This is a genomic window from Pseudomonas sp. RA_105y_Pfl2_P56 (assembly GCF_963970845.1).
In the GTDB taxonomy this organism is placed as follows: Bacteria; Pseudomonadota; Gammaproteobacteria; order Pseudomonadales; family Pseudomonadaceae; genus Aquipseudomonas; species Aquipseudomonas baetica_A.
On record NZ_CAXAPL010000079.1, the window covers coordinates 1 to 6,881 of the forward strand.

General features: G+C 54.5%; 7 protein-coding genes. 6 read left to right on the plus strand and 1 reads right to left on the minus strand.

Annotation, left to right across the window (positions count from 1 at the left end; translation table 11 throughout):
• Positions 1 to 306: 306 nt before the first annotated feature.
• The 6 genes from AACY11_RS27900 (at position 307) to AACY11_RS27925 (ending at position 6,257) form a co-directional block, all read left to right on the plus strand.
• On the plus strand, positions 307 to 882 hold the full coding sequence (locus AACY11_RS27900) for a fimbrial protein (RefSeq protein WP_339496268.1): 576 nt from the start codon (positions 307 to 309) through the stop codon (positions 880 to 882).
• A 66-nt stretch (positions 883 to 948) separates the two neighbouring features.
• Positions 949 to 1,644: a fimbrial biogenesis chaperone gene (locus AACY11_RS27905; RefSeq protein ID WP_339496269.1), complete on the plus strand. Its 696-nt coding sequence runs from the start codon at positions 949 to 951 to the stop codon at positions 1,642 to 1,644.
• Between the two features lie 28 nt (positions 1,645 to 1,672).
• Positions 1,673 to 4,282 (plus strand): fimbria/pilus outer membrane usher protein, encoded by a 2,610-nt coding sequence (locus AACY11_RS27910; protein ID WP_339496270.1) that lies wholly within the window; start codon positions 1,673 to 1,675, stop codon positions 4,280 to 4,282.
• A gap of 287 nt (positions 4,283 to 4,569) precedes the next feature.
• Complete coding sequence (locus AACY11_RS27915; RefSeq protein ID WP_339496272.1) at positions 4,570 to 5,220, plus strand: hypothetical protein; 651 nt, start codon at positions 4,570 to 4,572, stop codon at positions 5,218 to 5,220.
• 19 nt (positions 5,221 to 5,239) lie between these two features.
• Positions 5,240 to 5,731, plus strand: coding sequence for a fimbrial protein (locus tag AACY11_RS27920; protein WP_339496273.1), 492 nt, complete (start codon positions 5,240 to 5,242; stop codon positions 5,729 to 5,731).
• Between the two features lie 7 nt (positions 5,732 to 5,738).
• Positions 5,739 to 6,257 carry a fimbrial protein gene (locus tag AACY11_RS27925; protein WP_339496276.1) on the plus strand — a complete coding sequence of 173 codons (519 nt, stop codon included), beginning with the start codon at positions 5,739 to 5,741 and terminating at the stop codon, positions 6,255 to 6,257.
• A 90-nt stretch (positions 6,258 to 6,347) separates the two neighbouring features.
• Here the strand turns inward: AACY11_RS27925 and AACY11_RS27930 are convergent, their stop codons facing one another.
• On the minus strand, positions 6,348 to 6,752 hold the full coding sequence (locus AACY11_RS27930) for a fimbrial protein (protein ID WP_339496275.1): 405 nt from the start codon (positions 6,750 to 6,752) through the stop codon (positions 6,348 to 6,350).
• Between the last annotated feature and the right edge of the window lie 129 nt (positions 6,753 to 6,881).

The window sequence follows — 6,881 nt, forward strand, 5'->3', positions numbered from 1 at the left end:
GCTACTCATCGAGGGTCGAGCGTTGTTGCAGCAACGCTCACAATGAGCCCGGATACATTAGCGCAAGCCAGCTTTACCGAAAACAGCCCATGAGGTTGCAGGAGATGGGCTGACCATACATTTTTATATGTGCAGATTTTAGCGTTTGGGACGAAGCGTGTTTTATTTTCTGATGGTGTGTTTTTCGGAATCGTCTCATGGGAATGGCGGGCGTACATAAGAATGATGAACAACCTGTATCGCAATTCGTGGAACAGGGAAGTCAATTGTGAAATCACATTATTGTTTGTTGAAGGACACCTTCTCATGATCCAGAAAATGTGCAAAAGCACCGCGCTCTATAGCTCCACGTTAATGATTCTGCTGGCTGCCGCCGGCGTGCAGGCCTCCGACGGTCAGGTTGAGTTCAGCGGTTCGATCAACGATAACGCTTGCACGATCAACAGCGAAAACGTTAAGAAATCGGTGGACATGGGCCAGGTCCGTCTGGCTGATTTCGAGAACACTGTGGGCGCTACCGCCGGCTCGGTGCCATTTTCCATCTCCCTGGAGAACTGCAGCAGCGCCACCCTGAAAAATGCGGCGATTACCTTCCGTGGTCAGCAGTCGACGACTGATCCAACCATTCTGGGCATGACCGGTGACAATCAGGTGGCGGGTGTCGGTATTCAAATCAATGATGCGCGCACCGGCAGCAAACTGCCGCTTAACACGGCCAGTACCGACTACGTGCTGCGTCCGCAATCCAACACCTTCGATTTCACCGCGTCCTATGTTCGCCTGGTCGCCGACGGCGAGGGTGCCGATGGCAAGCCTGGCGTACGGGGTATCGGCACCGGTCAAGTGAATGCGTTGGCCAGTTTCGACGTTACTTACAAGTAATCGGCAACGTTAACGCCGCGGCTCGTGCCGTTGGGCGAGCCGGGCGTTAAATCGAGGGACATCTTCATGCGTTTAAAAGTTGCGGCCATTGCGGCGTTGGCGACCTGTCTTTGGTTACCCCACGTCCAGGCGGGCGTAAATGTCGGCACCACGCGAGTGGTGTATCAAGGCCAGGAAAAGGAGGCGAACCTTTCAATTGCAAACACCGACGAAGAATCGCCTTACCTTGTTCAGTCCTGGGTCAGTACTTACGACGACCGGGATCGAAGTGCCGATGAGTTTATTGTGACACCGCCGTTATTTCGCCTGGATGCGAAAAGTCAGAACATTCTCAGGATTATTGCGACGAATGCCGAATCTTTGCCGACCGATAAAGAAAGTCTGTTCTTTCTCAATGTGAAAGCTATCCCCGCGGTCAATGAGCAGATGCGCAAGCAGAATGTTTTGCAGATTGCACTCAAAACCACCATCAAACTGTTTTATCGCCCGGTTGAGTTGAAGGGGACGCTGAAAGACGCCGTGGCCAATCTTCAATGGCGCTCGGAAGGCGGCAAGTTGAGTGTTTATAACCCCTCCGGTTTCAATGTGGTGGTCAGCGAATTATTGGTCAACAACCGCGCTGACAGCACCCTGCCTGAAGTGATCCGGCCAGGCAGCACTGCGCGATCCGCGCACGCGCTGAAGCCCGGCGACTCGCTCGTGCTCAGCTATATCAACGAATACGGAAGCACTGTCAAAACAGATTCCGTTAGCGCTCGTTGAGCTGTTAGCCCAATGAAAGGAATCTTCCATGTTGCGTCCGTGCATGCGCGCTCGTACGCGTTTATTAAACTACTTGAGTTCTCTGGCGCTGGGTGTCACCGGTTTGACCAGCCCCTTCGTTCAAGCCGACTACAGCTTTGATGCGTCTTTTCTGGAAATCGGGGGAGGCAACAGTTCGGTCGAAGTCGCCGAGCAGGTCAAGACCATGAGTCAAGGACAGCTGCCGGGCGTGTACCGGGTCAACCTGACCGTCGACGGTCGGTTGATCGAACAGCGCGACCTGCGTTTCGTGCGTGAAGCCGCGCCGCAGAAACCCACCGCTACCGGTCTGTTTCCGTGCTTCAGCGTCGAGCAGCTTGAGCAATTGGGGGTGGATCCCACTCGACTGGTGAACGCCGCGCTCAGCACCGATCAATGCGTGTACTTCAATCGCGGTCTGGCTGATGTTTCCTATAGCTACGACTTCCACAAACAACATCTGGACCTGCAGATACCCCAGGCCTATATCGGCGCCGTGCCGTTTGCCACCCGGCGTAAGAACTGGAGCGACGGTGAGCAAGTGGCGTTCTCCAACTACAGCTTTTCCGGTAGCCGGTACGAAGCCGACTACGGCAGCCGGCAGTCGCAGTTCGGCAGCCTGCGCAGCGGCATCAACAGCGGCGCCTGGCGGTTGCGCAATTTTTCGACGTGGCAGAAAAGTACCCAGGTCGAGGGTCAATGGAAGTCGGTGGACACCTACGCCCAGCACGATATGGGCGACATGATGGCAATTGCCACGATCGGTGAAAGCTCGACGGACAGCGAACTGTTCGACGCCATTTCCTATCGCGGCGTCGGTATTGAGTCCGACCTCGACATGCTCCCCGACGATTCGCGCAACTTCGCGCCGGTGGTGCGTGGCGTCGCCAATGGCCGTTCGCTGGTGACCTTGCGCCAACGCGGCTATGTGATCAGCGAACAATGGGTGCCATCCGGCCCGTTCGCATTGAAGGACTTGTACTCGACGCCGAGCAACGGCGACATTGAGGTATCGATTGAAGGCCCCAACGGCGAGCGTCAGGTGTACAGCCAGTCGTTTTCCTCGGTGCCGTACATGATGCGTGAGGGTCAACAGAGTTACTCCTTGACCGCGGGGCAGTATCGACCGCCGGATGGCGCGGTCGACCAGGATCGGCCGGCGTTTGTCCTCGGCACTCTGCGTCGCGGCGTGAGCGATGGCACGACGCTGTTTGGCGGTGCGATTGTCAGCGATAAATACACATCGTCATTGTTGGGTTTTGCCCACGACTTTGCCGGGTTTGGTGCGGTTTCCCTCGACGTGACGCACGCGGTCAGTGATGACATGGGCCCCCAGCGCGAGTCGCTGTCCGGCCAGTCATACCGGTTCCGGTATTCCAAGACCCTGAACCTGACGGATACCAACTTCAGCCTGATTGGCTACCGCTACTCCACCAGTGGTTACTACAGCTTCAATGAGGCCAACAATGCGCGTGCCACCCGTTCTCTGGCGCCCTATGTGGATGAGTCGGCGTCCAATAGAGAGCTGTTTTCACCCTATCTGCAAGGCCACATGAAAAGCAGTTTCTCCGCGAACGTGTCGCAGCAGTTCGGCAACTATGGCGGCATGTACGCCAACCTGAGCAAAACCGACTACTGGAACATGGCCAAGAGCAATACCTCGATTCAACTGGGTTACAGCTTTAGCGTCGGACGCGCCTCCTACAATCTCGGCCTGGCGCAGAGCGGCGGCGGCGGCGAGGACATTCGCAGTCTGTCGTTGAGCGTGAGTATTCCGCTCGGCCAGCCGGGTAGCAGCAGTCGTATCGGCTTGAGCAATAACCAGGACTCCAACGGCAACGCGACGCGTGCGGCGACGTTCAGCGGTTCGAGCCTGAGCGACGATGCGTTGTCGTACACCGTGGGCATGAGCCAGCAAATCAGTGACGACGATCGCGTAGTGGGCGGCTCGGTTGCCGCGCGCTACAACGGTGCCAATGCAATCTGGCATGGCTCCTACAACAGCGACGAAAACAACCGGCAAATGGATTACGGGGTCGAGGGCGGTGTGGTTGCCACCCGCGACACCCTGATGTTTACCCAGCCGCTGGGAGAAACCAACATTATTGTCGCCACCCCGGGCGCGGCCGATGTCGGCGTCTTGACCCGCAGCGGCGTCAAGACCAACAACAGCGGTTACACGATTATTTCCTCGGCCCAGCCTTACCGCAGTAACCGGGTGTCCCTCAATACCGATTCGCTTTCCGACAATGTTGATATCGCGAGCCTGGTACAGGAAGTCACGCCTAATCGTGGCGCATTTGTCCTGGCCCGTTTCAATACGCATAACGGTCGCCGTCTATTGGCAACCATACAAACCACAGAGGGCTCACCTGCGCCTTTTGCGGCCAACGTCCAACTGTTCGATGCGGAAGGCACTTTGCTGAGCGACGCAATGGTGGCTGATAGAGGTCGGGTTTTCCTCACCGGCGTACCGGAGAAATCTCGGCTAGTGATCAGCGTTAACGGCAAGCCTTGGTGCAGTCATATGTTTGACTTGAAGAATTACACACTGGCTAAAACTGGTGTTGGTCAACTCAGCCTCGCGTGTAGCCCGGTTAAAACTGTTGTCGATAACTAAGGGAGAATGTGCTGATGTGCTATACTACAGAAGTAAAAAGTTTAATGAAGTGCGGCGTTGGTTGTTCCGTTTTTTTTGTATTGTGCAGTGTCGTTAGTCAGCACGCTCATGCGAGTGGTGTGAGAGCGATCACCTGCTCCGCTCCCCAATCGTCTTTCCTTAATCTTGGGCAGGTACGGCCTAATAGTACTACAATCTCAAGCTTGGTCTCTGGAACGTGTAGGGCCGATACCTGGTTCCCATTGGGCGGTTATTATAGTCAGACGCAAATTTCGAATAGCACTAATGTGACGCCACTTTCAGTTGTCGTTGAAGATCTGGCTTACGTAGCGGTTCCAGATGCGATGTCCGGGGCAAAAACGGCCTGCTTTATTAGGCCTAATTGCTCGGGCCAAATTTTAAAGGATAGTGTTTTTCCATTCAGCTTTTCTATTTATGTCACAGCGGGACGAGCAACTGGTTTTTATGCGCGAACCGTATCTTTATTTGCCAGATCCAACGAGGATGGGATTGGTGAAAGTACTAAAATTGCTGAGGTTATGTATGCGTACACTGTCGTAAACCCAACATGCTCTATTGGTTCAGCGACCAGTCTCGAACTTCAGTTTGGTAGGCTTTCCAGCAATGACGTTGATTTCGTCCGGCGCACCGCCAACATCGACATCAACTGCCTTGCCGGCGTGCAGGCCACTGCGCAGCTTGTGCCGACGCAAAAAGCGATCCGTACTGGCATTTCCGCTACCACCCTGGATGGTTTATCGATGGGCGCTACCTGGGTCGATAACGGACAAGCTGTCGACTTCAATACCGCTCGCCGTTTCACCTTGCTTAAAGGTAACAATCTTATCCGTCTGAACTTTCGCCCTACGGTTAACGCCGGCGCATCACCCGTGGGGGAGTTCTCCAGCCAATACACACTCAACCTAACGTACCCTTGATTTTTACAGGAGTGCAGCAGTGAAATTATTTCGTTCCGCTATCGCCATTTTTCTCTCAGTTATAATCTGCCCGTCGGCATTCGCAATTACTGATACTGTCACCATAAATGTAAGTGGCACCCTGACGCGCTCATCTTGCAAAATGACGAGTAGCAAGGCACTGAGCGTAGACTTTGGTAGCTTGCGCTATGATCAGGTGGCGTCAGGTCCAATCATTCCGGTGCCTATTACCCTGACATGCCCGGCCAACTCGTCCTTAAGTATCAGCGTCAAGGCGTCCAATGCGATATCAGGTTCCACCACGCAGGCCGCGACCGACAAAGAAAACCTCGCGTATTCCCTGACTTGGAACCGCGACGGTTCGCCCGTCGACATCACTGGGTCAAAAAAGACGCTGACCAAGCAAGACGGTACAGTCGATCTGGGCATGAAGGCCAAGCTGGTCGCCATCGGTACATTGAGCGAAGGTACGTTCAGTGCCTCAACCGTTGTAAATATCGAGTATTTGTAAAATGTCAATGTTTACGAGGCTGATCTTCTGGGGGGCTGTGCATTGCGCCGCGGCGCTGTACCCGGCCCAGGCGAGCTGGGCCGCTGACACTACGCAGTTGGAAATCAGCGGTACCTTGATCAAGCCACCTTGCACGGCCAGCTTCCCCTTGACGCAAAGTGTTGAAGTACCAAAGGTCAATCTCAACTCGCTTCGGGCGGGAGTAACCGACTGGACTGACGTTGCCTTGAACTTTCAGTGCACCAAAGGCAGCCGTGTACAGATAACTTTCACGTCAGGCCGCGGTGCCTTTGACTCGGGCACTATGCGAACCACGTCGAACCAACTGGGACTGGCGACGCGTTTAAGCGATGTGACCACCACGGTTCGCCCGCTGGAAATGAACTTTGGCGAGCCGCAGATCTTTGCCGTGAAGGATGCCGCTTTGAACTTGAAATTCTCGGTGCGCCCCGTGATAGCCAGCGAGCAATTGCCCACCCTCGGCACCTTCAGCGCAACGCTGATGATGGAAGTGGTTTACCTGTAAGCACGCTGGACGGGAGGTTGCAGATCGAACAGCTCGAGCATGAGCCAGTCCGGCAGCGCTGGCAGTAGCTTGCGCTATGCCGATACTCCTCTACTCGTAGGTAATGGTGTAAATCACGCTGCTGTCGGCGATACCGGCCTTGAGCGTTTTGCCTATTCGATAATAACGGGCCGTCAATGGTAGAGTAAAAGTGCCGCCCCCAGTTTGTGCGCCCACATCCAACGGTTTGTCATAGATGACGGGTACGTCATTGAACAGAATCTGAATTTTTACCCCTTGAGCGGTGCTGCTCAATGCACTGTTCGACAGATTGATGAGCCCTTTGGAATTGTCATAGACCCCGTCGGTTCCCGCGCGCAAGGTCAATTTAACTTTAGTGCCGATATCGCAGCTCAAGGGAATATAAAATTTTCGCTCTCCTGCGGTGCTACCGACGGTATGGATTTGTTTAAAATCAACCTCGCCAAGAGACACATCGATTTCAGGTTTGTTCACAACCCCCGGTGTCAGGATAGTTGTCGCCTCTCCGGTTTTTCCAAAAAAAGCATATCGGGGGCGGAAAGAGACTGGTCGTGCCGTACTATTCACCTGAACGCAGAGCCGCATTACTTAAGATGCTGCTTC